Raw genomic sequence first — 25,642 nt, 5'->3', positions numbered from 1 at the left:
AGGGGATAGCATCATGATCTACGTCGATGCTGATGCCTGTCCGGTGAAGCCGGAAATCCTCAAGGTCGCGGAACGCCACGGCCTTGAGGTGAGTTTCGTCGCCAATTCCGGCCTCCGCCCTTCGCGTGATCCGATGATCCATAACATCATCGTCTCCGGCGCCTTCGATGCCGCCGACGATTGGATCGCCGAACGCGCCGGCCCGGGCGATATCGTCATAACCGCCGATGTCCCGCTTGCCGGCCGTTGCGTCGCCAAAGGGGCGCAGGTGACCGGCCCGACCGGTCGTATCTTCGACGCAACCAATATCGGCATGGCCTCCGCGATGCGCGATCTCGGGGCTCACCTGCGTGAAACCGGCGAGAGCAAAGGCTATAACGCTGCCTTCTCGGCCCGCGACCGGTCAAAATTCCTTGAAACGCTGGACAGGCTCTGTCGCCGCACCAGATCAGGCGCGTGAGACATCGGAAAGACCGCCATGCCGAGCTCCTGGCAAAGGTTGAAGCACCACCGGCATGGGCCGTTCCTGATCGGAACCGTCGCTTCGATCGTCAGCCTGCCGTTCCTGCTCACCTATGCATCACATCTTGCACCCGGCATCGCCGCCGTTGTCTTCTTCATCATCTATCTCGGCATGATGGCTGCCCGTATCCCCAAGCTTGACGGCCCCACGCTGCGGCAGAGAGGCCAGAACACCGACGAGCCGGCGCCGGTCATCCTTGCCGTGACGCTGCTTGCGGTCGTGGCTGCCGTGGTCTCGCTCTTCGAAGCATTGAACCGGGACCGACCGACGGGCCTGGCGGAAATATCATTGGCTTTCGCATCGGTCTTTCTGGGATGGTTGACGATCCACATGATGTTTGCCATGCACTACGCCCATCTCTACTGGCGGCCGGACGAGCAACGGCAGGAGAACGAAGCGAAGCGCGGCGGTCTTGATTTTCCCGAGACGGATGAGCCCGGCGCCTACGACTTCCTCTATTTTTCCTTCGTCATCGGCATGACGGCCCAGACGTCCGACACCGCCATCACCACCACCGCCATGCGGAAGATCAACCTTGCGCATGCGGTCATATCCTTTTTCTTCAATACCGTGCTGGTGGCTGCCGCGGTCAATGCCGTGGTCTCGCTTGCGGGGTGAGTTCTTCAGGGAGAAATGCATGAAAATCCTGTCCCAGAATACCGCCTTTGGCGGCATGCAGGGTGTCTTTTCGCATGAGTCCGACGCCTGCAACTGCGAGATGATCTTTGCCGTCTTTGTACCGCCGAAGGCGATCGATCGGCCCTGCCCGGTTCTGTGGTATCTCTCCGGCCTCACCTGCACGCATGCAAATGTCATGGAGAAGGGCGAATACCGGCGCATGGCTTCCGAACTCGGCCTCATCGTCGTCTGCCCGGACACCAGCCCGCGCGGCAACGACGTGCCGGATGAGCTCACCAACTGGCAGATGGGCAAGGGTGCCGGCTTCTATCTCGACGCCACTGAAAAGCCCTGGGCCGAAAACTACCGGATGTACACCTATATTACCGAAGAGCTTCCCGCTTTCGTCAGTCAGCATTTCCGCGTGGACATGGATCGTCAGGGCATTTTCGGCCACTCCATGGGCGGTCATGGCGCCATGACGATCGCTCTGAAGAACCCGGCTCGCTTCAGAAGCTGCTCGGCCTTCGCGCCGATCGTCGAGCCCTCGACCGCCGATTGGTCGGCCCCCGCCTTCGAGAAATACCTCGGCCCGGACCGCGCCGCATGGCGCCGATATGATGCCTGCGCGCTAGTGGAAGACGGAGCGCGATTCCCCGAATTTCTGATCGACCAGGGCAAGGCGGACGGATTTCTGGAAAACGGCCTGCGTCCCTGGCTGTTCGAGGAGGCGGTCAGGGAAACCGGAATCGGCCTGACGCTCAGGATGCACGAGCGCTACGACCATTCCTACTATTTCATCTCGACCTTTATGGACGATCACCTCCGCTGGCACGCGCAGCGATTGGCTTAAGCTTAAATCTCAAGGAAACAGCGCGCTGGCGATTGCCGGCCGCTGACCACCGTCCAGCTTGAACTCGCCAGCAATGCGCTCCGCAATCCTGCCGGCAAGTTCCTTGTCTGCCTCTTTGGTATCGAGCAGGAAGATCGAGGTCTTGAAGCTGCCTTCGGCGATCGGCTCGCCGCTGGCAACGGAGATGGCCCGGACCGTCACCCTCGCCTCGTGCCGGCTGCCGATCAGGAGCGGAACATGCGACGCGGTATCGATGCGCACGGTGATGATGGTGCGCGGCAGGATGATGGATCGCACCGTCGCCCGGATCGCCTCGTCGATCAGCATGTCAGTGGCAATGACGAGGCCCTGCGGCACATCGGGACGCGCGGTGACGAATGCGCCGCGCACGTCGTAAAGCAGCTTTTCGCGCCTTTCGTTTTCCGCCGGCATGCGGAAGGCCATGAGCGGCAAGGCCGTTAATACGATGAGAGCGAAGCGAAGGGCGTGGCGGAGCATCGGGAGGTCCGAAAACGATCTGACCCGATCTTGTGCCCGATTACGGTTAGAGAACCCTTAAGCGGCAGGCCTCAGCGCATGAAAAACCGCCGCCGCCGCCTGTATCTCCTCGAACCGTTTGGCGCGGCGATGCTCGGCCTCCGCATCTACGCCCCAATGCTCGTTGGTCCAGTCCTCTTCGAGATGGGCAAGCGTCCAGGCCTCGTCGGCGGTGATGCGGCCTTCCGCAAAGGCAAGCGCCAGGATTGCCGAACCGGTCAGCGCCGTGACGGTATGCAGCACCGCCAGTTCGATCGGTGTAGCATATTTCCTGAGCGTCACCCCGAAAGCGGCTATCGCTTCCTTCGGCTGTTCCTGTGGCATGATACCTTCGATCAGGATGAAGCGAGCCCCAAGCTCGTTCGCCGCCCAGTCGATGATCGGATCCCATTGCTCGTTCTGGCGGACGACGAGATTTTCGGGGCTGTCGGCGCGATAGCAGAGCATGTCGCTTGAAGAAAAACGCAGGACATCCTCGAAGACGGGCTGCGTATCGGGCGCGATCCCGTCGATTGCCGTGTTGACGAGCCGCGTCACCGGCATCGTGTGCGGGTCGATGACATCCACCTGATCGGCCCATTCATCCCGCAGCAGTTCCGCCAGCCTTTCGGTCGGTGCGACAAGCGCGTTCTTGGCTGGCGTCTTTACCGGCCGGCCATCGAGATGGAGCGCATGCCCGCCCTCTCCCACAGACACCGAAACCTCTTTGTAGAAGCGTTTCGGCAGCGGTTTCTGCATCTGGATCTGCGCCCGCCGTGTCGGATCGGCGTGGCTAAGCATGTCGGAAGGGTCCGGGAAAATGTCACGCATGGAAAACAAACCTCAGCCGATATGGGCGAGAATCTCGCTCGGGTGGTGGATGACGGCGTCGGCTCCCGCCTCTTTCAGTTCGCCCACCGAGGCATAACCCCAGGATACGCCGACCGCTTTGGCCCCGGCGGCTTTCGCCATCTGCATATCGTAAATCGCGTCGCCAATGACAAGAGTATCCTCCGGTCGTATGCCCGTTTCATCGCAGCATTCCGTCACCATGGCCGGATGCGGTTTGGAAGGGCAATCGTCGGCCGTCCGTCCCACGACGAAATATCTATCGAAACCATGCGTTTCCATCACAAGATTGAGGCCACGTCGCGACTTGCCCGTCACCGCGCCGATCAGCAGGTTCTCTCGCGGGCCGATTTCGTCGATCAGTTCGCGGATGCCGGGAAACAGCGGCTCCTTGAAATTGAGATCCTGCCGGACGACGGAAAACAGCGACTTGTAATAGGCCGTCATGTCGACGTCTTCCTGGTCCGCATGCTGCTTGCCCTGCATGCGGGCGATCGCGATGTCGAGCGTCAGGCCGATGATCGACTTGGTGTCCGCCACCTTGGGTTCCGGCTTGCCGAACTGTGCGAAGGTGCGCCGCATGGTTTCGTGGATAAGGCCGGCGCTGTCGATCAGCGTTCCGTCGCAATCGAATAAAACAAGTTTCATTAATTTTCTTCTTTTTCGCCGTCGACTTCGTTGAAGCCAAGCAGGTTCCAGCTTTGCACCATATGCGGCGGCAACGGCGCGGTCACCTTCAGCCGGCCGCCGGCAGGATGCGGAATATCGATATGCCGCGCATGCAGATGCAGCCGCTTCTGAATGCCGCCGGGAAAATCCCAGTTTGGATCGTCGATGAAATACTTCGGATCGCCGATGATCGGATGCCCCATGTAAAGCGCGTGGACGCGGAGCTGGTGGGTGCGGCCCGTATACGGCTCCATCTCCAGCCAGGCAAGGCGCTGTGCTGCGGTATCGATCACGCGGTAATAGGAAACCGCATGATCGGCGCCCTCCTCGCCGTGCTTGGCGATCCGCATCCGGTCGCCGTCGGGCGTCTGCTCCTTGACGAGCCAGGTTGAAATCTTGTCTTCATGCTTGCGCGGCACGCCCTTCACAAGCGCCCAATAGGTCTTCTTGGTGTCGCGTTCGCGGAAGGCGGCAGTCAGCTTCTGGGCCGCGCCGCGAGTGCGGGCGATCACCAGCACGCCGGATGTGTCGCGGTCCAGCCGGTGCACGAGCCGCGGTTTCTCGCCCTTGGCGCTCACCCAGGCGTCGAGCATCTTGTCGATGTGCCGCGTCACGCCGGAGCCGCCCTGTACCGCAAGACCGGCCGGCTTGTTCAGGACGAAGACCTTGTCGTCCTCGTGGAGCAGCATGCGTGAAAGAAGCTCGGCATCGCCGGAATGCTTGAGCTCCTTGGACGCGATCGGTCCGGTCTTCTTCGCATCCACCTCTATGGGAGGAATGCGTACCATCTGGCCCGGCTGAACACGCGTATCGGATTTCACGCGCCCGCCATCGACGCGCACCTGCCCGGAGCGCAGAAGTTTCTGCAGCGGACCAAAGCCGAGGCCTGGATAATGGGTCTTAAACCAGCGGTCGAGACGCATGCCTGCCTCGTCCGCCTCGACACGGATATGCTCGATGCCTGCCATCAAAGCTCTTTCTAATTCTTCTTGGGTCAGTCCTGCCCTTTAGAGCATTGCCCGCCCGAGCGCCAGCCCGCCGAAGACGGCGCTGAGAGAGATCGCGACGCTGGCAATGAGATAGGCGGCCCCGGCGACGGTTGCTCCCCGCTCGAAGAGTGAGATCACGTCCAGCGAGAATGCGGAGAAGGTCGTAAAGCCTCCGAGAATTCCGGTGATGATGAACAGCCGCAGGTCCGTCGACATATCGAAGCGACGCATGATGAGTTCGGCCATGAAGCCGATTGCGAACGAGCCGACAACATTGACGGTGAGCGTACCCCACGGAAAGGCCGGGCCGAACTGGCGCAAGGCCCAGACCCCGACGAGATAGCGGCAGACTGAACCGATCGCTCCGCCAAGGGCGACGAGAAGGATGCTGTTCATGAAAAGCTCTGTAATCCGGAAAGAAAATCGATGATTGGATAAAATGCCGACATTTTGGTTAAATGGGAACAAATCCGATCTGCCTTATTTCCTTTCTATCTGGAAAGGTAGTGACAAGCGACATGACACTTGTGCTCAGCATATCGGCGAATACGGCCGCCATTGCGATCGAGGCCCTGAAGCCCGGACGGCGCATATCGCCGAAGGATCAGGCGGCCGACATCAAGGCTGATGCGGAACGTAACGCCCGGCGGGCAGAGAATGCCAGCGATCCCGGTGACATTCGGCTCATGGTTCCCGCCCCAACCGTATCCTTGGATATGTTGGACGCCGGCCAGCAACCGCGCCAGCAGGTTTCAATCAATCACGTACAGTCGGCCTACCGCGATCTGGAAGACTGAGGATATCTTTTCGACTCATTTGCCTGCGAAACGCAGCGGAAAGCCATCGAAAGGTTTGATCTCCTTCAGGACGAAGGTGGTCTGCATCTCCTTGATGCGCGGCAGCTGCCTCAGTGTCGACATCGCGAAATCCGCGTAGGCGTCGAGATCGGGCGAGACCACCTGCAGCAGGAAATCTGCGTCCCCGGCAATACTGTAGCAGGCGACCACCTCGTTGAGCCTGGACACTTCGGCTGCAAAGGTCTCTGCTTCGGCCGCGCTGTGGCTGTCGATCTTCACCCGGATGAAGGCGAGCACGCCAAGGCCGATCGCCCTTCGATCCAGTACCGCCTTATAGCCTTGGATCACGCCCGTTTCTTCAAGCTGACGAACGCGACGCCAGCTCGGCGAGGTGGAGAGGCCGACCTTTTCGGCAAGTGCCTGATTGGTCAGCCGGCCATCCTCCTGCAAGGCCTCCAGGATTCGCACATCTACCGGTTCGATCGTCGTGTCCATGAATATCTACCTTATTTTGGGGCTATAGAGGTATATTTTACCTGATCAGGCTGAAATTCGAAAGCAATAGGTAGGATCGTCCCGCAAATTGAAGGTAATGTCTCTGCATCTTTCGTGAGATAATGCTTCCGATACCGCCATGATCGACGACGTCCGCCTTGCCATCATCGTCAACCCTGCCCTGCCGCTCGGCCTTCTCAGCAATACTGTTGCAGCGATCTCGATCGGCCTCGGCGCCTCGATGCCGGCCCTTGCGGCCCGCCGGCTCACCGACCGCGAGAATCGCACGATCGACATCAGCTCCAATCGGCCCGTGCCGATCCTGCAAGCGGATACCGAAGCGATCCTTTCGCTTCTGCTGCGTGCTCTGGCGCAGCCGGAAGAACGCGCCGTCGTGCCCTTCCCGGCCTTCGCCCGGGCGCTGCATGATTACAGGGACTACGAAGCCTCCTTCCCCGATCGCAACCTCGCGGAGGAGGCAATCGACGGTCTCGGCCTTGCCGGCCCGTCGAAATGGATCAGATCGCTGACCGGCAGCCTGAAACTCTTGCGATAGAAAAAGAAGAGGCCGCTTACAGGCGGCCTCCAGGTCGGAATGCTGGGTCTCTCGATCAGTTGTTTTGCACGCCCGAAGGAGCCGAGGGACCGACCTGGAGCTTGAGCTCCACCTTGCCTGCCTTCTCGAAGGTCAGCGTAACCGGCACTTCGCCGCCGGCCTTGAACGGCTCCGTCACCTTCATGAACATCATGTGCAACCCGCCGGGCTTCAGCTCGACGGTCTTGCCGGCCGGAATTGCGATGCCGGTATCGAGCCTGCGCATCTTCATGACGTCGCCTTGCATGGCCATTTCGTGCAGTTCCACGGCGCCCGCGATCGGCGAAGTGGCAGAAACCAGCACGTCGTCGGTCTGGCCGTTGTTCTTGACGGTGAAATATCCGCCGCCGACCGGCTGGCCGGGCAGCATGGCCTTTGTGAAGGCGCCGGTGATCTCCAGATCGCCGAGCTTCACGACCGCGGCGCTCGCAGGATTGGCTGCACCATTGCCCGCCATCATCGCCATCGCGGCGTGATCATGCCCCGCCGGCATCTTCGGTGTTACGGTCAGGGCTGGAGCCGGGCTTTTCAGCGAATGCGGATCAACGCCTTCGGCCGCAACCTGGTCCCACACAACCTTGCCATCGGTGCTGCAAAGCTGGGTCGTCGGAAAAGCGAGCGTCTTGCCGGCTGCAATACCCGAGACCTTACCCTGAATGACGAAGGTGTCGTAAAAAGCGTCCGGCAGGTTGCCGTTCTTCCAGCGGATCTCCACGGGGCCGGCCGTTACGGTTTTGCCGTGGTTGTCATAGGTCTTGGCATAGTTGCCCTGGATGACTTCCAACTCCCAGCCCGGCTTCGGCTGCGGCTTTGCGAAAACGAAACCCTCCGGCAGCTTGACCTGCAGTTCGGTGGTCGCCTTGCCGTCGCAGCCATGCGGAACCTGCAGCGCGATGACGGACGTGGCTTCTTCCGCTGCGGTAGGGTTGGCGAAAGTTGAATGCGCATGAGCGTTGGCCATGCTGACGGTGGCGAAAGCGCCCGAGAGAGCGAGCTTGGTGATGGTCTTCATGATATGTCCCCTTCCGGTGGCGGCGCTCTTCGCCGCTCGACCGGGAATACGATTGATCTCTTGAACCGATGGAAGGATCAGATCGAAAGCGGCGGGGCGCGGGATTTCGGCCGGGCGACGGCAGTCGTCCCGAGCAATTGGGAGAACTGGCGGAGCGGATTGATGAGAAAAGCTGGTTCGCTGGCCAGCCATGCCTCGTCGGCTGGTGGAGGCAGGATAATAGAGGATGCCAGCAGGCAGACTTCGCAGACCGGCCTCGCCGCCGGCTGGCGCTTGTGATGAACATCTTCCGCGCAGATATCGGCAAACGTGCCGTCCGGCAGCCGGTAAGCTTCGCTGTAGGAATCGAGCGGCGCGCCCGCCTGGACGGGCTGATGGGCAAATCCCAGCGAAAGCAGAACGACGGCGCAGAAGATGCGCAGAAAATTCGCCGCTGTCGAAGGCCTTGCCATCATTGTCCTGCCTGTCCGAATGGCACCCGAATAACCCAAATCGCGAAGAAGTGCAAAAGCACTTTCTGCCCCCATACAACAGCGATCGATGCGGCTTCTTTGCATTAGATCAAATAGCGTTTGCTGCACTGCGACAAAAATCATGTTGCCCGCGACATGGGGGGCTTGCCAAATGCCGGGCGAGGTCGATAATGACCGCCAGACTCGCTGGGAGAAGCCGCTTGAATGCGGTGCCGAAGGAGCAACCGCCCCGGAAACTCTCAGGCAAAAGGACCAGCGGGCGCCAACAGGACTCTGGAGAGAAGCCTTTCCGTTAGGCAAGGGCTCGCCGAAGGGATAACAATCTCAGGCGAAAGGGACAGAGGGGGCTCAAGAACCGGCGCGGCAACGCGCCTGATACTGAGCCGGCGCGACAAGTGCGCCAGACCTTGGAGGCGCCCTTGGACGATCAGACCCCTCTTAAGAAAACTCCGCTTCACGCGCTTCATCTGTCGCTTGGTGCGAAAATGGTGCCCTTTGCGGGCTACGACATGCCGGTGCAATATCCTGCCGGCGTCCTGAAGGAGCACCTGCACACCCGTGCAGCCGCAGGCCTTTTCGACGTCTCCCATATGGGCCAGGTGATCGTAAAGGCCAAATCCGGATCCTGTGAGGATGCCGCGCGCGCACTCGAAAGCCTTGTCCCGGTCGATATCCTGGGCCTCAAGCCCGGCCGCCAGCGCTACGGCTTCTTCACCGACGAAAATGGCGGCATACTTGATGACCTGATGATCACCAATCGCGGCGATCATCTTTTCGTCGTCGTCAATGCGGCCTGCAAGGAAGCGGATGTCGCGCATATGAAGGCGCATCTTTCGGGCTGCGATGTCACGCTTCTCGAAGATCGTGCCCTTCTAGCTCTCCAGGGGCCGCGCGCCGCGTCGGCCCTTGCCGGGCTTTGGCCGGAAGTCACCGCGATGAAGTTCATGGATGTCCGGGACGCCTCCTTGCTTGACGCCGCCTGCATCATTTCGCGCTCCGGCTATTCCGGCGAGGACGGTTTCGAAATCTCCGTTCCCTCGGCACAAGCCGAACAGATCGCAAAAGCGCTGCTCGAACATCCAGATTGCCAGCCGATCGGCCTCGGCGCCCGTGATTCGCTGCGCCTGGAAGCCGGGCTTTGCCTCTACGGCAACGACATCGACACCACGACCAGTCCGATCGAAGCCTCGCTCGAATGGGCGATCCAGAAGGCCCGCCGCATGGGTGGTGAGCGCGCCGGTGGCTTTCCGGGTGCTGACCGCATCCTCGACGAACTGACGAACGGCACCTCGCGCCGCCGCGTCGGCCTGAAGCCGGAAGGCAAGGCGCCGGTTCGCGGCCATTCGAAGCTCTTCGCCGATGGCGAGGGCGGGACGGAAATCGGCGAAGTCACCTCTGGCGGTTTCGGCCCCTCCGTCGAAGGCCCCGTCGCCATGGGTTACGTGCCGACGGATTATGTCGCCCCCGGCAAGCAGATCTTCGCGGAAGTGCGCGGCAAGTACCTGCCTGTCACGGTCTCGGCCCTGCCCTTTATCACCCCCACATATAAACGTTGAACCCATGGCCAAGATTGCCCCTCATCCGGCTGCCGCCACCTTCTCCCCGTTCAGAACGGGGAGAAGGACGCATGCCGCCAACACCTGCTTAGGCCCCTCTCCCCGCATGCGGGGAGAGGGTTAGGGTGAGGGGCAAACGGCTCGCACCACATCACGAGAGGAACAAACCAATGCTGAAATTTACCGCCGAACATGAATGGCTGAAGCTCGAAGGCGATGTCGCCACCGTCGGCATCACGACGCATGCCGCCGAACAGCTCGGCGACCTCGTTTTCGTCGAACTGCCGGAAGTGGGCAGCCAGCTTTCCAAGGACGGCAATGCCGCGACCGTCGAGAGCGTCAAGGCCGCCTCCGACGTCTATTGTCCGCTCGACGGCGAAGTGATTGAGGTCAACCAGGCGATCGTCGACGATCCCTCGATCGTGAACTCTGATCCGCAAGGAGCCGCCTGGTTCTTCAAGCTGAAGCTGAAGAACCCCGCCGATGCTGATGCGCTGCTTGACGAGACCGCCTATCAGGAGCTGATCGCATGAGCGACCGGACGGATTTCCATTTCACCGACTACCAGCCATACGATTTCGCCAATCGCCGGCATATCGGCCCCTCGCCCGTCGAGATGACCGAAATGCTGAAGGTGATCGGCTACCCTTCGCTCGACGCGCTCATCGATGCGACGGTGCCTTCCTCCATCCGCCAGCGGACGCCGCTTGCCTGGGGTGCTGCCCTCACGGAACGCGAAGCGCTCGACCGCCTGCGCGAGACGGCCAACCGCAACCAGGTGCTCGTCTCGCTGATCGGCCAAGGCTATTACGGCACGATCACGCCGCCCGTCATCCAGCGCAACATCCTCGAAAACCCCGCCTGGTACACGGCCTATACGCCCTATCAGCCGGAGATCTCTCAAGGCCGCCTCGAAGCGCTCCTCAATTTTCAGACGATGATTTGCGACCTGACGGGTCTCGATGTCGCCAACGCTTCGCTGCTCGATGAAGCGACCGCCGCTGCCGAGGCCATGGCACTTTGCCAGCGTCAGGCCAAGTCCAAGGCGACGGCCTTCTTCGTGGATTCCGCCTGCCATCCGCAAACGATCGCGCTCATCGAAACCCGCGCCGCACCGCTCGGCTGGACCGTCATCGTCGGCGATCCGATGACCGATCTCGATCCCGTCGACGTCTTCGGCGCGGTCTTCCAGTATCCCGGCACCCACGGCCATGTTCGCGATTTTTCCGGCCTGATCGCTCGCCTGCACCAGACCGGCGCGCTTGCGGCGGTCGCCGCCGATCCGCTGGCGCTGACGCTTCTGAAATCGCCCGGCGAAATGGGAGCCGATATCGCCATCGGCTCCTCCCAGCGTTTTGGGGTGCCGGTCGGTTACGGCGGCCCGCACGCGGCCTATATGGCCGTCAAGGACGCCCATAAGCGCGCCATGCCCGGTCGCCTCGTCGGCGTTTCGGTTGACAGTCGCGGCAACCGCGCCTACCGCCTCAGCCTGCAGACCCGCGAGCAGCATATCCGCCGCGAGAAGGCGACGTCGAACATCTGCACCGCCCAGGTTCTGCTCGCTGTGATGGCCTCCATGTACGGCGTTTTCCACGGCCCGGACGGGCTGAAGGCGATCGCCCAGCAGGTCCACAAGAAGGCCGTGTTGATGGCGAAGGGCCTCGAGAAGCTCGGCTACCGGATCGAGCCCGACACCTTCTTCGACACCATCACCGTCGAAGTGGGCCATATGCAGGGCCTTGTCCTGCGCGCCGCGGTCGCTGAAGGCGTCAACCTGCGCAAGGTCGGCGAAACGCGGATCGGCATGTCGCTCGACGAGCGAACCCGTCCGGCAACGCTCGAAGCCGTCTGGCGGGCCTTCGGCGGCAATTTCAAGGTGTCCGACTTCTCGCCGGAATACCGTCTGCCGAACGCGCTTCTCCGGAAATCGGACTACATGACGCATCCGATCTTCCACATGAACCGCGCCGAAAGCGAGATGACCCGTTATATCCGCCGGCTCTCGGACCGGGATCTGGCGCTCGATCGGGCGATGATCCCGCTCGGCTCTTGCACCATGAAGCTCAATGCGACGGCGGAAATGCTGCCGATCACCTGGCCGGAATTTTCCGACATCCACCCCTTCGTCCCTGCCGATCAGGCTCTTGGCTACAAGGAGATGATCGACGATCTTTCCCAGAAACTCTGCCAGATCACCGGCTACGACGCCTTCTCCATGCAGCCGAATTCCGGCGCGCAAGGCGAATATGCGGGCCTGCTCACCATTCGCAACTATCACATCGCGAACGGCGAGACCCACCGCAATGTCTGCCTCATTCCCACCTCCGCGCACGGCACCAACCCGGCCTCGGCGCAGATGGCCGGCATGAAGGTCGTGCCGGTCAAGGCGAAGGAGAACGGCGACATCGACATGGACGATTTTCGCGCCAAGGCGGAGGAACACGCGGCAGACCTTTCCTGCTGCATGATCACCTATCCTTCGACCCACGGCGTTTTCGAGGAAACGGTGAAGGAGATCTGCGCGATCACCCACAAGTATGGTGGCCAGGTCTATCTGGACGGCGCCAACATGAACGCCATGGTCGGCCTGTCCCGCCCCGGTGACATCGGCTCGGACGTGTCGCACCTGAACCTCCACAAGACCTTCTGCATCCCGCATGGCGGCGGCGGTCCCGGCATGGGGCCTATCGGCGTCAAGGCACATCTCGCGGCCCATCTTCCCGGTCATCCTCAGTCGGATGGCAGGGAAGGCGCGGTTTCGGCCGCCCCGTTCGGCTCGCCATCGATCCTGCCGATCTCCTGGTCCTACTGCCTGATGATGGGCGGCGAAGGTCTGACGCAGGCGACCAAGGTAGCGATCCTCAACGCCAATTATATCGCCGCCCGGCTGAAGGGCGCCTATGACGTGCTCTACAAGTCTGAAGCCGGCCGCGTCGCGCATGAATGCATCATCGATACGCGCCCGCTCAGCACCTCGGCCGGCGTCACGGTGGACGACATCGCCAAGCGCCTGATTGATTGCGGTTTCCATGCGCCGACCATGAGCTGGCCGGTTGCCGGCACGCTGATGATCGAGCCGACCGAATCGGAACCCAAGGCCGAACTCGATCGCTTCTGCGATGCAATGCTGGCGATCCGCGACGAAGCCCGGGCCATCGAAGAAGGCAGGATGGACCGGGAAAACAACCCGCTCAAGAACGCCCCGCATACGGTGGAAGACCTCGTCGGCGAATGGGACCGGCCCTACTCCAGGGAACAGGCCTGCTACCCGCCCGGCGCCTTCAGGGTCGATAAATACTGGTCGCCGGTCAACCGCGTCGACAACGTTTATGGTGACCGTAACCTCGTCTGCACCTGCCCTCCGATGGAGGCTTACGCCGAGGCGGCGGAATAGTTGGGACACCAAACCGGGGGGCGGCGAATTCGGCGCCCCGCTCTTCTCTTGTGAGAAAAGAAGGACGCGGCCGCTGTTGTCAGCCGCAAGCCAGCGGTAGGATATCTCGAAAATTTTCAACGGCAGGCTTGGGCTTTGTCGGATTACCCAAGCCTCGTCCGTCCTTGGAGTCGTACGTTCCATCCATCCAGAAGGATCACGACCATGCCCAGCACCATACGCCTGCACCGCGTCCTCGCCACCAGCCCGGAAAAGGTCTATCGCGCGTTCATCGAAGCGGATGCGCTCGCCAAATGGCTTCCCCCGAACGGTTTTACCTGCACCGTGCATCACTTTGAATCGACCGTCGGCGGCAAGTTCAAGATGTCCTTCCGCAACTTTACGACGGGCAACAGCCATTCGTTCGGCGGCGAATATCTCGATCTCGTTCCGGGTGAGCGCGTTCGCTATACGGACAGGTTCGACGACCCCAACCTGCCTGGCGAGATGGACGTCACCGTGACGTTGAAGAAAGTTTCGGTCGGGACGGAGATGGATATTACCCAGGCTGGCGTGCCGGACGTCATTCCGGCCGAGGCCTGCTATCTCGGCTGGCAGGAGTCGCTGAAAAATCTGGCAAGGCTCGTCGAGCCGGAAATCAACGAATAGCGCATCTGCTTCCCGAAACAACAAGCGCTGCTACCCGATCCATCGCCGGTTTGGCGGGAAGAACCTGCCGCTCACGATCTCCCTCCTCAAGGGGGAGATGCCCGGCAGGGTAGAGGGGGATGTGGCGAGGCAAATCAAGGCCTTGCGCGAAATCGACAGGAAAAATCCCCCCGTTCATCCCCGCCCTCTTTACCCGTGCCTACAATCTCCCCGTCCCGCATCGGATACGCCGGAAGGCGTTCTGGCGAGGCAGGGCCGGCGCGGGTGTTGAGGGGAAGAGGCGAAACCTCAACGCCCGGGTCCGCGAAAGGATCGCAGCCAGGAAGGAATTCCTGGCCTGGGTTTCGACCCATAGAAATGCGCGGCGGCGGGTGAAACACTGCCGTCCTTTAAAATCTGTCGGAAACTGCGTCGACAAAGCCGCGCGGAATCCGACAGGCGAGGCATCGGGTAGAGCCGATGTCGTCCGTTTCGAGGCGATCAGGCTGCGGGCATAAACCGCCGAACGGGGCGCTGAGAGGTGTCACCTAAAACTAAAACTTAAGAGGCAGCTTTCAGCGCCCCGTCCGAAACGAATTTTCGACCATCACCAAGGGATGAGTGTGTCCTATAGAAGGGCACTGCCCAGCCTCACCCCGCCAGCCTTTTCTCCTCAGGTTGAACCCGAGGACCGCTATCGATATCCACCGCTGCAAATGCTGCCGCGATTACCTCAATCCCGGCACCGGGGCGGGTCGCTTCGGCGGAAAGGATCTGGCGGAAACGGCGGGCGCCGGCAAAGCCCTGGAAGAGCCCGACCATATGGCGGGTGACGTGATGCAGCCTTCCGCCGGAGGCGATCACCTCTTCCGCATAGGCCATCATCGTGTCGCGCAGCTTGAGCCAGTCAACGTCGGTAGTGGCGACCCCTGCAGGGTTCGAACCCGCGACCAATTCATCCACCCCGGCCAGCAGTCCGGCATTCTGATAGGCAGCGCGGCCGAGCATCACCCCGTCCATCACAGCAAGGTGACCTGCCGCCTGGTCGAGATCGGCAATGCCGCCATTGATCCCAAGGAACACATCCGGGTTTTCGCGTTTCATCCGATGGACGAGTGCGTAATCGAGCGGCGGGATCTCGCGGTTCTCCTTCGGCGAAAGCCCCTGCAGCCAGGCCTTTCGCGCATGGATCCAGATCGCATCCGCGCCTGCCCCGATCATCCGGTCGAGAAAATCCGGCAGTACGTCGGCCGGTTCCTGATCGTCGACGCCGATGCGGCATTTCACCGTCACCGGCACGGTCGAGACCCGCTTCATCGCGGTCACCAGATCGGCGACAAGCGCCGGATCGCGCATCAGGCAGGCGCCGAACGTGCCGGACTGCACCCGGTCCGACGGGCAGCCGACGTTCAGATTGATTTCGTCGTAGCCGTAGTCCGCGGCGATCCGCACCGCTTCGGAGAGCTTTCCCGCATCCGAGCCACCGAGCTGCAATGCCACCGGATGTTCGGCCGGCGAATAGGAGAGCAGCCTCTCCCGCGGCCCGTGGATGATCGCATCCGCCACGATCATCTCGGTATAGAGCTGCGCATGCCTCGAAAGCTGCCGGTGCAGGAAACGGCAATGCCGGTCCGTCCAGTCGATCATCGGAGCGACTGCGAAAATCTTACCGTGCTGTTTCAGCGCGTCGGCGTACATTCAAATTCCTTCCGTTGGCGGCTTCCATACAGCAAACAAAAATTCTTCGCCAGTTTTCCCCGTCGCTCCGAAAGGGGCTAGGATTGTGCAACGATTTGTAAGACAAAGACCTCCTCGTCTTTCTGTTTTCCAGGATGTCTGCCATGCGCGCCACCGTGATCCCCGCCCCGGAACCCGTTCTTCTCGACGTGGAGGGAGTGACGGAACAGTTCCCGGTGCGCAGGGTCTATTGCGTCGGCCGCAACTATGCCGACCACGCGATCGAGATGGGTCACGATCCGTCGCGCGAACCGCCCTTCTTCTTCCAGAAGAACGCCGACAACATCTATAACGGCGAGACCTTCCTCTACCCGACGCTTTCCTCCGACGTGCATTACGAGGTGGAACTCGTCATGGCGCTTTCCGGCGGCGGCGCGGATATTTCGATCGAGGACGCGCTTTCCAAGGTCTACGGCTATGCCGTCGGCATCGATTTCACCCGCCGCGATCTTCAGGACAAGGCGAAGAAGATGAGCCGCCCCTGGGAGGCGGCGAAAGCCTTCGAGAAATCGGCGCCGGTTTCAGCCATCGTTCCGGCGGCGAAAATCGGCCATCCGCAGATGGGGGCGATCTGGCTGGAGGTCAATGGCGGACGCAAACAGTCCGGCGATCTCAACCAGATGATCTGGAAGCTGCCGGAAATCATCGCCGAACTGTCGAAGCTCTTCGTGCTGGCGCCGGGCGATATGATCATGACCGGCACGCCGGCCGGTGTCGGCCCGATCGTCCGCGGCGATCAGGTCGCCTGCGGCATCGATGGCGTCGGCAAGCTGTCGCTCACGGTCGCCTGACGGAACAAGGTCTGACGGAACAAGGGAGGAGAACCATGCCGCTTTATGCTCTCGGAGAATTCGAGCCGAAACTCCCCGCCCCGGATCGTTATTGGGTGGCGCCGGACGCCAATGTCATCGGCAAGGTGGAGCTCCGCGAAGATGTCGGCATCTGGTTCGGCACAGTCTTGCGCGGTGACAACGAGCCGATCATGATCGGCGCCGGTACCAACATCCAGGAAGGTGTGATGATCCATACGGATATGGGGTATCCGGTGACGATCGGCGCGGGCTGCACGATCGGCCATCATGCGATCATTCATGGCTGCACCATCGGGGAGAACGCGCTGGTCGGCATGGGAGCGACGATTCTGAACGGCGCGAAGATCGGCAACAACTGCCTCGTCGGCGCCAATGCGCTCGTCACCGAGGGCAAGGAATTCCCGGACAATTCATTGATCGTCGGTTCGCCGGCAAAAGTCATCCGCACCCTGGACGACACGGCGGTGGAGAGGCTCAAACTGTCGGCGATCAATTATATCGCCAACTGGAAGCGGTTCGCCCGCGATCTGCGAAAGCTTTAGGCGGCGCCAAATTCAAGCGGCACAAGCCTCGCAGAGGCCGCGGATCTCGATGGTCGTCTTGGCGGGTTTGAACCCCTTTCCCTTCGCCCAGTCACCGAGGCGATGGTCTACCTGGTGGTCGTGGAATTCGAAGACATGGCCGCAACTCTCACAGATGGCAAACGCGACCGTGCCGTGGTGGCCATGACCTGTGCTGCAGCATTCGCTGTTCGGATGGGCGCAGGCGACGAAGGCGTTCAGGCTTTCCAGCCGGTGCACCATGCCGAATTCGGTGAGCTTGTCGAGCGCGCGATAGACCTGCAGCGGAGCGCGGAACCCATGGTCGCGCAGCTTGTCGAGAATGGTATAGGCGCTCATCGGCGCGTCGGAGCTGTTGAGCACCTCGAAGACGAGCGACTGGTTCTTGGTCAATGCCGGGGTTGAAGCCGGTGAAGATACCGGTGCGTTCATCATCGCACTCCTGTGTTGCCGGCCCTCTCGGCCGTGTTTTTCCCCGCTACGGGGATAAGGCTTACAATGAAAAGTAAGAGTGCCGCCACCACAATGGAAGGCCCGGACGGCGTATCGTAAGTAAGTGAACCGAACAGTCCGCCGACGACTGCGACCGCGCCGATCAGCGAGGCCGCGACGGCCATCACTTCGGGGCTCGACGAAAACCGCCGCGCCGTTGCGGCGGGAATGATCAGCAGCGCAGTGATCAGCATGATGCCGACGACCTTCATGGCGATGGCGATGACGAGCGCCATCAGAAGCATGAAGAGAAGCCTGGCCCGAGCCGGCTTCATGCCTTCCGCCTCCGCGATATCCTCGCTGACGGTGGAGGCGATCAGCGGCCGCCAGAGCGCGATGATCGCCGCGATCACCAGCACGCCGCCGCCCCAGATCAGTGCGATGTCGGCGCGCGTCACCGCCAGGATATCTCCGAACAGGAAAGCGACGAGGTCGATCCTGACCCAGCTCATGAAGGCGACGAGTACAAGACCGATCGCGAGCGCCGAATGGGAAAGGATGCCGAGCAACGCGTCGGCGGAGAGCGATTGCCGCCGCTGCAGCATGAGGAGCAGCAGAGACACGACGACTGCGACGCAGAAGACCGAGACGAGCAGATTGACCTGGAAGAAAAGCGACAGAGCGACCCCAAGCAAGGCCGAATGAGCCATCGTATCCCCAAAATAGGCCATGCGCCGCCAGACAACGAAACAGCCGAGCGGACCGGCCGTCAAAGCTACCCCGATGCCGGCAACGAGGGCTCGCGTGAAGAAATCGTCAAACACGGTCGTCCTCCCTGCCCGTGGCCGGTGCAAGATGGCTGTGTGTGCCGTGGTGATGAAGGTGATGGTCGTGAGAACTGTGGTCCTCGTTTTCGTGATGATGCCCGTCGCCCGGATGGCAACGATCGGTGATCGAGCCGTCGCCGTGCAGCACCCGCCCGTCGGGCAGATGGGTATGGTCATGATGATGGCTGTAGACCGCCAGCGAACGGGAATTGCCGCCGAAGAGTTTCAGGTAATCGGCACTCTGGCCGACCACCTCCGGCGTGCCCCGGCAGCAGATATGGCCATTGAGGCAGATCACGGTGTCGGTACCGGCCATCACCATGTGCAGGTCGTGCGAGATCATCAGGATGCCGCATCCGGTGGAATTGCGGATCGAACGGATCAGGTCGTAAAGCGCGCTTTCGCCGGCGAAATCGACACCCTGCACCGGTTCATCGAGCACCATGAGGTCCGGCTTGCGGGCGATCGCACGGGCCAGCAGCGCGCGCTGGAATTCACCGCCGGAAAGATGCCGCACTTCCGCATCGACGAGATGCGGAATACCGGTTGCTTCAAGCGCGGCCCGGAGTTCCGCGTCGTCGAGCGAACCGGTAAGCCGCATCAGGCGCCGGACCGAGAGCGGCATGGTCCAGTCGATCGCAAGCTTCTGCGGTACATAGCCGATCCGCAGGCCATGCATACGGGTAACCGAACCTTCGTCCGGGCGCAGCACGCCGATCGCAAGTTTCGCCGTCGTGGATTTGCCGGCGCCGTTCGGGCCGATCAGCGTCACGACTTCGCCGCGGCGGATCGAAAAATCCACGCCCCGCACCAGCCAGCGGCCATCCCGGCGGATGCCGGCATTGTCGAGCGATACGAGCTGGCTTTCGTCGGGAAGGGCCGCAGCCCCTTTGGTCATCAGCATGTTTTTTCCGGATTCCCTGTTGTCAGTGGCTATGACACACGTTATAGCATAACGCAATTGATGTAATAACATTACAGAGCAATACAAGGACGTGAAATGAAACCGGTCCCCCTTTCCCTTCTCTCGGCTGCAACATTTTTCGCGAGTGCAGCGGCGAGCGCCGCTGCCCCGGATGTGGTGGTTTCGATCAAGCCGATCCACTCGCTGGTGGCGTCGATCATGAAAGGCGTCGCAGAACCGAAACTGATCGTCCAGGGCGCCGCCTCGCCCCATACATTTTCCCTCAAACCCTCCAATGCGGCCGCGATCGAAAGCGCCGACGTGATCTTCTGGGTCGGTCCCGGCATCGAGGCCTTCCTGGAAAAGCCGCTGAAGGCGCTGGCCTCCTCGGCCACGGTGGTCGAACTGGAGGATGCGCCGGGCCTCGAAAAGCTGCCCTTCCGTGAAGGCGGCGCGTTCGAAGCCCATGATGATGAGCATGAAGGCGAGGAAGCGCATGGGCATGATGACCATGACCACGACGAAGAGCAGCATGCCGGTCATGAGGATCACGATCACGGAGAATTCGACACGCATCTGTGGCTCGATCCGATGAATACCAAGGCCATTGCTGCCGAGATTGAAAAGACGCTGGTCGAAGCCGATCCCGCCAATGCGGCGACTTATCAGGCCAACGGAGCCTCGCTTTTGAAGCAGATCGATGCGCTGGATGCCGAACTGAAGGCCACCATCGCGCCGGTGAAGGACAAGCCCTTCATCGTTTTCCACGACGCCTATCAATATTTCGAACATCGTTACGGCGTCCGCGTCGCCGGTTCGATCACCGTCAGCCCGGAGACGATGCCGGGCGCTGAACGCGTCAACCAGATCCACAAGAAGGTGACGGAGCTTGGCGCGACCTGCGTCTTTGCCGAGCCGCAGTTCGAGCCGAAGCTGGTGGCTGTGGTGACGGAAGGAACTCCGGCCCGTTCTGGGACGCTCGATCCGGAAGCGGCAACGCTGAAGGAGGGTCCTGATCTTTATTTCGAGCTGATGCGGCGATTGGCAAGCTCAATGAAGAACTGCCTCTCCCAAGGTATGTAGGGAATGGAAGCACGGTCGCTGATCGCATAGCGGCGACCTTTGCGGGGCCTGCGGGTGGGAAGGCAAAACGCCCGCAGGCCGTCCGCGATGCAGAGCATGTCGCGCAAAAGTGAGCAGCGATTTTGCGATAATGACATGCTTTCAAGGCGTCAACGCGCTGCGATGATGCTGGAGATCACGCCGGTGGCGATGCCGACCAGCAGAAAATCGTTGTCGGCCTTGACCCAGCGATAACCGCGCGGCGGAGCCGAAAGGCGATAGCGGCGGTAGTCGCGGATTTCGGCCATGTGCCGACGCTCAGCGGGGGTCATGCGATGACCTTTGACCCAACGGGTCTTCTTGACGACCACCTTCTTCTTGACGACTACGTTCTTTTCGACGACCGGGCCGCGATGGCGATCCGGGCCATGACGCCAATCCTGTGCTTGAGCGGCAAGCGGTGCCGCAAGTACGGTTGCGGACAGAAGGATCGCAAAAAACTTTCTCATCGGTTGTTTCCTCGTGTTGAACACGCCCGGAAACTAGGCCTCGGATGATGAACCATAAGTGAACCGAAAATTACATTTCAGCAATGAAATTATGGTCTTCCGGTAATTTTTTGAAATTCAAAATTCACTATTTTAGCGCCTTGTAAACAAAGCAGCCGAAGTCCGCCGGCTTTGCTCGTCCCGAGGTGTCGAAGGCGAAGATGCCGGCAAAGGCGCCCGTGAACGAGCCGTGCTCGCCACGCCCGCCCTCGTCCGAGATGACGCCGGCATCGAGCACGGGGCCAAGAGCCAGCCAGTCGTTCGAGTCGCCGCTCCGCCAGAAGAACTGCAGGTCGTTGTCACGGATTTCCATCGCAAGATGGATCGGGCCGTTCGGGACGGAGACGCCGCTTTCGGCCGGAAAGCTCATGCGTCCATGCGGAAAGTCGCCGGCGCAGGAGAAGATCGTCACGACACGGCCGAGCTTTTCGTGCAGCGTCACCACGACGGCATGGAACTTGTGGCGATTGTAGTAATGCGTCAGCCCCGCGACCTGCTGGTAGGTATCCGGCTCAAATTCGACCACGGTCTCGGCACGGAAGGAATGATGCTCCTGCCTGCGCGCGACCAGCGACTGCTCGAACCAGGAGCCGATGCTTTCCCGGCCGAAGAGGCGCAGATGGCCGGGCCGTTCGGCGAGGCTGAAAAGCCGCTCCGGATGGGGCGTCCTCAGCCACTGGAATTCCGGCGGCAGGCTCGGCTTGTCGAAAGTGCGTTCGATGCGCGTTGTCTTTTCGATCGACTCGGCATCGGTCGGCGCCGGCACGTCGACATCGGGAACGACGCCGCCCTGGACGAGATAGAGCCAATCATCTTCCCATATGCATTTCTGGATCGCAGTTTCGCGGCCGAGCGTGCACCGCCGCTGGAGCGGCAGCGGACGGCCGCAGAGATGCGTATGATAGGCCTCACCCTCCGGCGTCTCGACATATTGCCCGTGCCCGGCACGTTGCAGGACGGCATTCGGGTGATCCTTCGAGGTGATGAGATGCGTCTGCGGATGCATCTCGTACGGCCCTTCGATCGCTCGCGACCGCGCCATGGTGACTGCATGGTCGTAACCCGTGCCGCCTTCGGCGGTCGTCAGATAATACCAGCCGTTCCGCTTGAAGAGATGCGGGCCTTCGACAAGCCCGAGCGGGCTGCCGGCAAAGATGTTTCTGACAGGACCTTTCAGCGCCCTCGCCCTCGGATCCCATTCCTGCAGCAGGATGCCGTCGAAGGCCGGATGTTTCGGTGCGCCGCCGTAGCTTTCGGTGCGATGGTTCCATTGCATATTGAGAAACCACTTGCGGCCGTCATCGTCATGGAAAAGCGACGGGTCGAACCCCGACGAATTGACATAGACGGGATCGGACCATTCCCCTTCGATGGTTGGCGAGGTGACGATATAGTTATGCGCGTCCTTGAAATTGCCGTCGAAACGCTTGACGTCGGTATAGACGAGCCAGAACAGGCCGTCGGCATGGGAAAGGCATGGCGCCCAGATACCGCAACTGTCGGGATTGCCGCGCATGTCGAGCTGGCTGGCGCGTTCCAGCGGCCGGCGCACCAAAGTCCAATTCACGAGATCGCGCGAATGGTGGATCTGCACGCCCGGATACCATTCGAAGGTCGAGGTGGCGATATAATAATCCTCGCCGACACGGCAGATGGACGGATCGGGATTGAAGCCCGGCAGGATCGGATTGCGGATCATGTCTCCTCCCAGTGACAGGTGAGAATGCCCGGCAGTGAGCGTGCCGGGCAGGATGGTCAGCGTTGCGGCCCCTTGCGTTCGGCCGAAGCAGCCCAGAGATTGATATCGGCGTCCTTTGCGTAAGTATCGATCTCCGCGAGCTCCGCAGCCGTGAAATCCGGCTTTTCGAGAGCCCGCACGCAATCCTCGACCTGCTCCGGCCGGCTGGCGCCGATCAGCGCTGTCGTGACACGACCGCCGCGCAAAACCCAGGCGATCGCCATCTGCGCGAGTGTCTGGCCACGCCTTTCGGCGATCGCATTCAGCGCACGCAGGTTTGCAACGTTCCTCTCGTTGAGGAAGGCGGCGCGCAGCGACTTGCCTTGCGCCGCACGGCTTTCCTCGGGAATGCCACCGAGATATTTCGACGTCAGCATGCCCTGTGCCAGCGGTGAAAAGACGATCGAACCGATGCCTAGGTCTTCGAGCGTGTCGAGCAGACCGTCTTCTTCCACCCATCGGTTGATCATCGAATAGCTTGGCTGGTGGATGAGGACCGGCGTGCCGAGCTCCTTCAGGATTGCCGTGGCTTCGCGGGTGCGCTTCGAATTGTAGGACGAGATGCCGACATAAAGCGCCCTGCCCGACCGGACGATGTGGTCGAGCGCACCACAGGTCTCTTCGAGCGGTGTTTCCGGGTCGAAGCGGTGCGAATAGAAGATGTCGACATAGTCGAGGCCCATGCGCTTCAGGCTCTGGTCGCAGGAGGCGATCAGGTATTTGCGGCTGCCCCATTCGCCATAGGGTCCGGGCCACATGTTGTAGCCGGCTTTCGACGAGATGATCAGTTCGTCGCGATAGCCCCGGAAATCTTCCCGCAGGATCTGGCCGAAGGCGAGTTCCGCACTGCCGGGCCTCGGGCCGTAGTTGTTGGCAAGGTCGAAATGCGTGATGCCGAGATCGAAGGCCTTGCGGCAGATCGCAACCTTGCGTTCATGCGGCGTGTCGTCTCCGAAATTGTGCCAGAGGCCGAGCGAAATCGCCGGAAGCTTGAGCCCCGACCGGCCGCAGCGGTTGTATTTCATGGTTTCGTAGCGGTGTGCCGCCGGTTGCCAGGACATGACGCCCTCCTGTGTCGTGGATGGAAGCGGGCGCGAACGGCCCGCTTCAAACACATAGCGGATCAGCGCAGAAGCGCCAGTGCCTCGTCGATGCCGAGTGCGGCCGGCTGGGTGCAGGAGGTGGAGAGCTCGATGAACCGGCCCTCTTCTCCTGATTTCAGGATCGAGGTCATGACATCGACGCCGTGTAGCGTGCGCTCCAGCGAGCAGCGCGGGTCACGCCCCTCGATGAGCGCCATCGCCATGTCCGCAAGACCTGCGGTGCGGTAGTTCGCCCTTGGCCCCTGCGGATGTTCCTGATTATCGATGCCGAACGGATGGTCCCAGGGTTCCAGCGGCTGGATGTCCTTGTTGCGGCCGCTCGCCTCGACGGTACCGCCGAAGAAATTCGGGTCCGGCACGAAGATCGAACCCTCGGTGCCGTAAAGCTCCATGTTGGCGTGGCGGTGCGACCAGACATCCCAGCTTGCCGAGAGCGTGATCGTCGCGCCGCTGACGAACTCCAAAAGCGCGTGGATATTGGTCGGAGTCTCGACCGGGATGACCTGGCCTTTCAGCGGTTCGCTGGTGATGGTGCGGGTCTTGTTGGCCATAGACGTCAGTGCGCCCACCCGCTTCACCGGACCGATGAGGTTGATGAGATTGGCGATGTAATACGGCCCGAGATCGAGAATCGGCCCGCCGCCTTCCAGGAAGAAAAAACCGGGATTGGGATGCCACATCTCCATGCCAGGGCTCATGACGTGGCAGGTGCCGGATGTGATGCGGCCAACGCCGCCCTCATCGATATGTTTGCGGGCGAGCTGATGCGAGCCGCCAAGGAAGGTGTCCGGCGCGCAGCCGACGGCAAGCCCCTTCTCCCTGGCAAACGCCTGCAGCGCCTTGCCCTCTTCCAAAGTCACCGTCAGCGGCTTTTCGGAATAAACGTGCTTGCCCGCTTCGAGGATCGCCTTCGAGACGGAGAAATGCGCCGCCGGGATCGTCAGGTTGACGATCACGTCGAGTTCGTCATTGGCGAGCAGGTCGGAGATCGACTGCGCCTTGACGCCGTATTCGGCGGCGCGCATTTCGGCCGCATCTTCGCTGAGGTCGGCGCAGGCGAGCACCTTCAGGCCCCTGAACAGCGGTGCGAGCTTGAAATAGGTGGTGGAAATATTGCCGCATCCCATGATGCCGACGCCAAGTTCCCTGGGCATGGAAAAACTCCGGAATCTCTGTGATCAATAGGTCTTGAACGAGGCGATCGAACGCGTGAGCAACCGTTCGACATCCTTCGGATTGTCGTGTTCGAGAACGTAATGTTTCGCCGGCGTCTTCCTGAGCGCCGCCATCAGATCCTTCCACGGCACCGTGCCGTAGCCGACATCGGCCCAGCCATCTTCGTCCGTGTTTTCACCGGCCGGCGCAATGTCCTTCACATGCACCGCAGTGATGCGCTTGCCATAGCTTTCGATCCAGCCATAAGGATCGGCGCCGCCGCGGATGAGCCAGGCTATGTCCGCTTCCCAGGCGAGATCGGGACCGCCGGCGAGGATCTGCTCCTGCGGTGTCGAGCCATCGGCAAGCGTCTTGAACTCGAAGTCATGGTTGTGCCAGCCGAATGTATAGCCGGCATCCTGATACCGCTTGCCGGCTTCCTGAAGGCGCTGACCGAAGGCAAACCAGCCGGCGGCGTCACTCGGCCGCTGATCGGGCATGAGGAAGGGGCAATAGATTGACACCACGCCGAGCGTCTTGGCGATGAGCAGTGCCTGCGCCGGCTCCTTTTCGAGGAGATCGAGACCGAAATGGCCGGTTGGCATGGTAAGTCCGTTGGCGTCGAGATCGGCGCGCAACGCTTTAAGGCCGGCCTCGTCGAGCGTTGCATAGAGGCCGCCATACCCTTCGACTTCCGAATATCCGGCCCTGGCGACCTGCTTCAGGATGTCGGAGAGCGGCGGAAAATTGCGGGCGCAATAAAGCTGAAAACCGAGTTTCGTCATGTGATCCTCCCTT

The 25,642-nt window shown here is 61.2% G+C and carries 29 protein-coding genes and 1 riboswitch; of the genes, 12 read left to right on the top strand and 17 right to left on the bottom strand.

Annotation, left to right across the window (positions count from 1 at the left end):
• Positions 1-13 precede the first annotated feature (13 nt).
• The 3 genes from J2046_RS24915 to fghA are packed head-to-tail and all read left to right on the top strand — an operon-like array spanning position 14 to position 1,994.
• Positions 14-460: a YaiI/YqxD family protein gene (locus J2046_RS24915; protein WP_210056469.1), complete on the top strand. Its 447-nt coding sequence runs from the start codon at positions 14-16 to the stop codon at positions 458-460.
• Between the two features lie 18 nt (positions 461-478).
• Positions 479-1,141, top strand: a complete 663-nt coding sequence (locus tag J2046_RS24910) for a DUF1345 domain-containing protein (protein ID WP_210056468.1) — start codon at positions 479-481, stop codon at positions 1,139-1,141.
• A gap of 19 nt (positions 1,142-1,160) precedes the next feature.
• The gene (gene fghA / locus J2046_RS24905) at positions 1,161-1,994 is read left to right on the top strand and encodes an S-formylglutathione hydrolase (RefSeq protein WP_210056466.1); all 834 of its coding nucleotides are present in this window, start codon (positions 1,161-1,163) and stop codon (positions 1,992-1,994) included.
• Positions 1,995-2,003: 9 nt separating this feature from the next.
• On the opposite strand, the gene J2046_RS24900 is transcribed toward fghA, so the two are convergent.
• From J2046_RS24900 to crcB, 5 genes are read right to left on the bottom strand one after another with little or no spacing between them, the layout of a single operon-like run.
• A complete protein-coding gene (locus tag J2046_RS24900) occupies positions 2,004-2,492 on the bottom strand; it encodes a hypothetical protein (RefSeq protein WP_210056464.1) in 489 nt (162 codons plus the stop codon).
• Positions 2,493-2,549: 57 nt separating this feature from the next.
• Positions 2,550-3,341: an ATP12 family chaperone protein gene (locus tag J2046_RS24895; protein ID WP_210056462.1), complete on the bottom strand. Its 792-nt coding sequence runs from the start codon at positions 3,339-3,341 to the stop codon at positions 2,550-2,552.
• 12 nt (positions 3,342-3,353) lie between these two features.
• Entirely contained in the window at positions 3,354-4,007 is a 654-nt protein-coding gene (locus tag J2046_RS24890) for an HAD-IA family hydrolase (RefSeq protein WP_210056460.1), read from the bottom strand.
• The gene (locus tag J2046_RS24885) at positions 4,007-4,996 is read right to left on the bottom strand and encodes an RluA family pseudouridine synthase (protein ID WP_210056459.1); all 990 of its coding nucleotides are present in this window, start codon (positions 4,994-4,996) and stop codon (positions 4,007-4,009) included. The genes J2046_RS24890 and J2046_RS24885 overlap by 1 nt, the downstream gene beginning before the upstream one ends.
• A 39-nt stretch (positions 4,997-5,035) precedes the next feature.
• A complete protein-coding gene (gene crcB, locus J2046_RS24880) occupies positions 5,036-5,413 on the bottom strand; it encodes a fluoride efflux transporter CrcB (RefSeq protein WP_210056458.1) in 378 nt (125 codons plus the stop codon).
• 122 nt (positions 5,414-5,535) lie between these two features.
• Here crcB and J2046_RS24875 point away from each other — a divergent pair, with 122 nt between their 5' ends.
• Positions 5,536-5,814, top strand: coding sequence for a hypothetical protein (locus J2046_RS24875; RefSeq protein ID WP_152601052.1), 279 nt, complete (start codon positions 5,536-5,538; stop codon positions 5,812-5,814).
• A gap of 15 nt (positions 5,815-5,829) precedes the next feature.
• Here J2046_RS24875 and J2046_RS24870 read toward each other — a convergent pair whose 3' ends face one another.
• Positions 5,830-6,309, bottom strand: a complete 480-nt coding sequence (locus tag J2046_RS24870; protein ID WP_210056457.1) for an Lrp/AsnC family transcriptional regulator — start codon at positions 6,307-6,309, stop codon at positions 5,830-5,832.
• Between the two features lie 139 nt (positions 6,310-6,448).
• On the opposite strand from J2046_RS24870, the gene J2046_RS24865 reads away from it, so the two are divergent.
• Positions 6,449-6,865: a DUF2000 domain-containing protein gene (locus tag J2046_RS24865; RefSeq protein WP_210056456.1), complete on the top strand. Its 417-nt coding sequence runs from the start codon at positions 6,449-6,451 to the stop codon at positions 6,863-6,865.
• A 55-nt stretch (positions 6,866-6,920) separates the two neighbouring features.
• On the opposite strand, the gene J2046_RS24860 is transcribed toward J2046_RS24865, so the two are convergent.
• Both J2046_RS24860 and J2046_RS24855 read right to left on the bottom strand, forming a co-directional pair.
• Positions 6,921-7,916 carry a copper chaperone PCu(A)C gene (locus J2046_RS24860; protein WP_210056455.1) on the bottom strand — a complete coding sequence of 332 codons (996 nt, stop codon included), beginning with the start codon at positions 7,914-7,916 and terminating at the stop codon, positions 6,921-6,923.
• A gap of 77 nt (positions 7,917-7,993) precedes the next feature.
• A complete protein-coding gene (locus J2046_RS24855; RefSeq protein ID WP_210056454.1) occupies positions 7,994-8,368 on the bottom strand; it encodes a hypothetical protein in 375 nt (124 codons plus the stop codon).
• 198 nt (positions 8,369-8,566) lie between these two features.
• Positions 8,567-8,654, top strand: a riboswitch (glycine riboswitch).
• A 154-nt stretch (positions 8,655-8,808) separates the two neighbouring features.
• Between J2046_RS24855 and gcvT the strand changes: the two genes are divergently transcribed.
• The 4 genes from gcvT to J2046_RS24835 all read left to right on the top strand — a co-directional run bounded on the left by gcvT (position 8,809) and on the right by J2046_RS24835 (position 13,987).
• Complete coding sequence (gene gcvT / locus J2046_RS24850; protein ID WP_210056453.1) at positions 8,809-9,945, top strand: glycine cleavage system aminomethyltransferase GcvT; 1,137 nt, start codon at positions 8,809-8,811, stop codon at positions 9,943-9,945.
• A 170-nt stretch (positions 9,946-10,115) separates the two neighbouring features.
• On the top strand, positions 10,116-10,478 hold the full coding sequence (gene gcvH, locus J2046_RS24845) for a glycine cleavage system protein GcvH (RefSeq protein WP_210056451.1): 363 nt from the start codon (positions 10,116-10,118) through the stop codon (positions 10,476-10,478).
• The gene (gcvP, locus tag J2046_RS24840) at positions 10,475-13,339 is read left to right on the top strand and encodes an aminomethyl-transferring glycine dehydrogenase (RefSeq protein ID WP_210056449.1); all 2,865 of its coding nucleotides are present in this window, start codon (positions 10,475-10,477) and stop codon (positions 13,337-13,339) included. The genes gcvH and gcvP overlap by 4 nt, the downstream gene beginning before the upstream one ends.
• Before the next feature lie 204 nt (positions 13,340-13,543).
• Positions 13,544-13,987, top strand: a complete 444-nt coding sequence (locus J2046_RS24835) for an SRPBCC family protein (RefSeq protein ID WP_210056447.1) — start codon at positions 13,544-13,546, stop codon at positions 13,985-13,987.
• A 630-nt stretch (positions 13,988-14,617) separates the two neighbouring features.
• Here the strand turns inward: J2046_RS24835 and dusA are convergent.
• Positions 14,618-15,664: a tRNA dihydrouridine(20/20a) synthase DusA gene (gene dusA / locus J2046_RS24830; RefSeq protein ID WP_210056445.1), complete on the bottom strand. Its 1,047-nt coding sequence runs from the start codon at positions 15,662-15,664 to the stop codon at positions 14,618-14,620.
• Positions 15,665-15,807: 143 nt separating this feature from the next.
• Here dusA and J2046_RS24825 point away from each other — a divergent pair, with 143 nt between their 5' ends.
• Positions 15,808-16,494: a fumarylacetoacetate hydrolase family protein gene (locus J2046_RS24825; RefSeq protein WP_210056443.1), complete on the top strand. Its 687-nt coding sequence runs from the start codon at positions 15,808-15,810 to the stop codon at positions 16,492-16,494.
• A gap of 35 nt (positions 16,495-16,529) precedes the next feature.
• Positions 16,530-17,057: a gamma carbonic anhydrase family protein gene (locus J2046_RS24820; RefSeq protein ID WP_210056441.1), complete on the top strand. Its 528-nt coding sequence runs from the start codon at positions 16,530-16,532 to the stop codon at positions 17,055-17,057.
• Positions 17,058-17,069: 12 nt separating this feature from the next.
• Here J2046_RS24820 and J2046_RS24815 read toward each other — a convergent pair whose 3' ends face one another.
• Genes J2046_RS24815 through J2046_RS24805 form a run of 3 tightly spaced genes read right to left on the bottom strand, consistent with a single transcriptional unit; the run spans position 17,070 to position 19,238 of the window.
• Positions 17,070-17,507 carry a Fur family transcriptional regulator gene (locus J2046_RS24815; RefSeq protein ID WP_210056439.1) on the bottom strand — a complete coding sequence of 146 codons (438 nt, stop codon included), beginning with the start codon at positions 17,505-17,507 and terminating at the stop codon, positions 17,070-17,072.
• Positions 17,507-18,331 carry a zinc ABC transporter permease subunit ZnuB gene (gene znuB, locus J2046_RS24810; protein ID WP_210056437.1) on the bottom strand — a complete coding sequence of 275 codons (825 nt, stop codon included), beginning with the start codon at positions 18,329-18,331 and terminating at the stop codon, positions 17,507-17,509. The genes J2046_RS24815 and znuB overlap by 1 nt, the downstream gene beginning before the upstream one ends.
• On the bottom strand, positions 18,324-19,238 hold the full coding sequence (locus tag J2046_RS24805) for an ATP-binding cassette domain-containing protein (RefSeq protein WP_210056435.1): 915 nt from the start codon (positions 19,236-19,238) through the stop codon (positions 18,324-18,326). Before J2046_RS24805 ends, znuB begins: the two co-directional genes overlap by 8 nt.
• Positions 19,239-19,334: 96 nt before the next feature.
• Here J2046_RS24805 and znuA point away from each other — a divergent pair, with 96 nt between their 5' ends.
• Positions 19,335-20,321: a zinc ABC transporter substrate-binding protein ZnuA gene (znuA, locus tag J2046_RS24800; protein WP_210056433.1), complete on the top strand. Its 987-nt coding sequence runs from the start codon at positions 19,335-19,337 to the stop codon at positions 20,319-20,321.
• A 149-nt stretch (positions 20,322-20,470) separates the two neighbouring features.
• On the opposite strand, the gene J2046_RS24795 is transcribed toward znuA, so the two are convergent.
• From J2046_RS24795 to J2046_RS24775, 5 genes are all read right to left on the bottom strand, one after another.
• Complete coding sequence (locus J2046_RS24795) at positions 20,471-20,809, bottom strand: RcnB family protein (RefSeq protein ID WP_210056431.1); 339 nt, start codon at positions 20,807-20,809, stop codon at positions 20,471-20,473.
• 127 nt (positions 20,810-20,936) lie between these two features.
• Positions 20,937-22,547 carry a glycoside hydrolase family 43 protein gene (locus J2046_RS24790; RefSeq protein ID WP_210056428.1) on the bottom strand — a complete coding sequence of 537 codons (1,611 nt, stop codon included), beginning with the start codon at positions 22,545-22,547 and terminating at the stop codon, positions 20,937-20,939.
• Between the two features lie 56 nt (positions 22,548-22,603).
• Entirely contained in the window at positions 22,604-23,647 is a 1,044-nt protein-coding gene (mgrA, locus tag J2046_RS24785; RefSeq protein ID WP_210056426.1) for an L-glyceraldehyde 3-phosphate reductase, read from the bottom strand.
• A gap of 62 nt (positions 23,648-23,709) precedes the next feature.
• Positions 23,710-24,843 carry a Gfo/Idh/MocA family protein gene (locus tag J2046_RS24780; RefSeq protein WP_210056424.1) on the bottom strand — a complete coding sequence of 378 codons (1,134 nt, stop codon included), beginning with the start codon at positions 24,841-24,843 and terminating at the stop codon, positions 23,710-23,712.
• A gap of 24 nt (positions 24,844-24,867) precedes the next feature.
• Entirely contained in the window at positions 24,868-25,629 is a 762-nt protein-coding gene (locus tag J2046_RS24775) for a sugar phosphate isomerase/epimerase family protein (protein ID WP_210056422.1), read from the bottom strand.
• Positions 25,630-25,642 lie beyond the last annotated feature (13 nt).

This window comes from Neorhizobium petrolearium (assembly GCF_017873175.1).
Classification (GTDB): domain Bacteria; phylum Pseudomonadota; class Alphaproteobacteria; order Rhizobiales; family Rhizobiaceae; genus Neorhizobium; species Neorhizobium petrolearium.
The sequence above is the reverse complement of the archived record's forward strand: the minus strand, read 5'-3'. Positions and strand labels throughout refer to the sequence as shown.

Bases quoted from the DNA above. Each gene is read 5' to 3' on its own strand.
- J2046_RS24805 (WP_210056435.1), bottom strand. From the start codon at position 19,238: ATGCTGATGACCAAAGGGGCTGCGGCCCTTCCCGACGAAAGCCAGCTC.
- fghA (WP_210056466.1), top strand. From the start codon at position 1,161: ATGAAAATCCTGTCCCAGAATACCGCCTTTGGCGGCATGCAGGGTGTC.
- J2046_RS24885 (WP_210056459.1), bottom strand. From the start codon at position 4,996: ATGGCAGGCATCGAGCATATCCGTGTCGAGGCGGACGAGGCAGGCATG.
- J2046_RS24820 (WP_210056441.1), top strand. From the start codon at position 16,530: ATGCCGCTTTATGCTCTCGGAGAATTCGAGCCGAAACTCCCCGCCCCG.
- J2046_RS24870 (WP_210056457.1), bottom strand. From the start codon at position 6,309: ATGGACACGACGATCGAACCGGTAGATGTGCGAATCCTGGAGGCCTTG.
- J2046_RS24835 (WP_210056447.1), top strand. From the start codon at position 13,544: ATGCCCAGCACCATACGCCTGCACCGCGTCCTCGCCACCAGCCCGGAA.
- J2046_RS24915 (WP_210056469.1), top strand. From the start codon at position 14: ATGATCTACGTCGATGCTGATGCCTGTCCGGTGAAGCCGGAAATCCTC.
- znuA (WP_210056433.1), top strand. From the start codon at position 19,335: ATGAAACCGGTCCCCCTTTCCCTTCTCTCGGCTGCAACATTTTTCGCG.
- J2046_RS24865 (WP_210056456.1), top strand. From the start codon at position 6,449: ATGATCGACGACGTCCGCCTTGCCATCATCGTCAACCCTGCCCTGCCG.
- J2046_RS24875 (WP_152601052.1), top strand. From the start codon at position 5,536: ATGACACTTGTGCTCAGCATATCGGCGAATACGGCCGCCATTGCGATC.
- J2046_RS24895 (WP_210056462.1), bottom strand. From the start codon at position 3,341: ATGCGTGACATTTTCCCGGACCCTTCCGACATGCTTAGCCACGCCGAT.
- J2046_RS24795 (WP_210056431.1), bottom strand. From the start codon at position 20,809: ATGAGAAAGTTTTTTGCGATCCTTCTGTCCGCAACCGTACTTGCGGCA.
- J2046_RS24900 (WP_210056464.1), bottom strand. From the start codon at position 2,492: ATGCTCCGCCACGCCCTTCGCTTCGCTCTCATCGTATTAACGGCCTTG.
- J2046_RS24815 (WP_210056439.1), bottom strand. From the start codon at position 17,507: ATGAACGCACCGGTATCTTCACCGGCTTCAACCCCGGCATTGACCAAG.
- J2046_RS24825 (WP_210056443.1), top strand. From the start codon at position 15,808: ATGCGCGCCACCGTGATCCCCGCCCCGGAACCCGTTCTTCTCGACGTG.
- J2046_RS24910 (WP_210056468.1), top strand. From the start codon at position 479: ATGCCGAGCTCCTGGCAAAGGTTGAAGCACCACCGGCATGGGCCGTTC.
- J2046_RS24855 (WP_210056454.1), bottom strand. From the start codon at position 8,368: ATGGCAAGGCCTTCGACAGCGGCGAATTTTCTGCGCATCTTCTGCGCC.
- gcvP (WP_210056449.1), top strand. From the start codon at position 10,475: ATGAGCGACCGGACGGATTTCCATTTCACCGACTACCAGCCATACGAT.
- J2046_RS24890 (WP_210056460.1), bottom strand. From the start codon at position 4,007: ATGAAACTTGTTTTATTCGATTGCGACGGAACGCTGATCGACAGCGCC.
- crcB (WP_210056458.1), bottom strand. From the start codon at position 5,413: ATGAACAGCATCCTTCTCGTCGCCCTTGGCGGAGCGATCGGTTCAGTC.
- J2046_RS24780 (WP_210056424.1), bottom strand. From the start codon at position 24,843: ATGCCCAGGGAACTTGGCGTCGGCATCATGGGATGCGGCAATATTTCC.
- mgrA (WP_210056426.1), bottom strand. From the start codon at position 23,647: ATGTCCTGGCAACCGGCGGCACACCGCTACGAAACCATGAAATACAAC.
- dusA (WP_210056445.1), bottom strand. From the start codon at position 15,664: ATGTACGCCGACGCGCTGAAACAGCACGGTAAGATTTTCGCAGTCGCT.
- J2046_RS24860 (WP_210056455.1), bottom strand. From the start codon at position 7,916: ATGAAGACCATCACCAAGCTCGCTCTCTCGGGCGCTTTCGCCACCGTC.
- J2046_RS24790 (WP_210056428.1), bottom strand. From the start codon at position 22,547: ATGATCCGCAATCCGATCCTGCCGGGCTTCAATCCCGATCCGTCCATC.
- J2046_RS24775 (WP_210056422.1), bottom strand. From the start codon at position 25,629: ATGACGAAACTCGGTTTTCAGCTTTATTGCGCCCGCAATTTTCCGCCG.
- gcvH (WP_210056451.1), top strand. From the start codon at position 10,116: ATGCTGAAATTTACCGCCGAACATGAATGGCTGAAGCTCGAAGGCGAT.